At 48.2% G+C, this 869-nt stretch carries 1 pseudogene; it reads left to right on the plus strand.

Going from position 1 to position 869, the window contains the following annotated elements:
* A pseudogene (locus A3762_RS27010) lies at window positions 1-869 on the plus strand (C4-dicarboxylate ABC transporter); the annotation flags it as partial.

The raw sequence follows: 869 nt of genomic DNA on the forward strand, positions 1-869 counted from the left end.
AGAGCTGTTGAGTTATTCGTTTCTGAAGTGATTGCTGTAGGCATCATGTCCCAGAAATTTATTCTGGTTGGTCTAATCTTACTATGCGCTACAACTGCTACATTCACACGTCACCACATTGCTATGCGTCCGGTGATGTCTCGCTTAGATCACTACGTGGCGAGCACAGCTCAGTTAGCTGCTAATGGCTTACTACTGGCGTCTGCTGTAGCATTTAGAGATCTAGCACATTCAGATGGATCCAAAATAACCGCTGACGTGGCCTTCATTCATGAACTCTGGGTCTATGGCTTCGGCGTACTCACCATCATGAGTGCCATCAACATATTCCGACCTGCGGCAGATCTCACACCAGGCGGCAACATTGGTCGAGCTGGTCTAGCTATTCCATTGTACGCAACCATGACAATCATTGCTGCGGCGTTCTTCTTCTTTGGCCTAGGTGAAGGCAACAAGCCTAACCCAGCAGCACTAGGTATTCACCTAGACAAGCTTCTTGATCTCAGTGACATGTTCTTGAACGTCGGCTTGTACGTCTGGATCGGTATGATGCTTAAGCAAACGCGCTTTGCATCGCTCGTGCTTTCTTTGTTCAAGCCATGGAAACTACCACCAGAGCTATTAGTTGTTCTTGTCGTAATTCTTGCGGCTATTCCAACAGCCTACACTGGCGGTTCAGGTATTTTCGTTATTGCGGCAGGTGCCGTGATTTATCACGAGTTACGCGCTGCAGGTACGCGTCGTCAATTGGCACTAGCAGCGACAGCGATGTCCGGCTCAATGGGTGTTGTATTACGTCCTTGCTTGCTTGTGGTTGTTATCGCATTTATGAACCGTGAAGTCACAACTGACCAGTTATTTGGTTGGGG

Source organism: Oleiphilus sp. HI0125 (genome assembly GCF_001635355.1).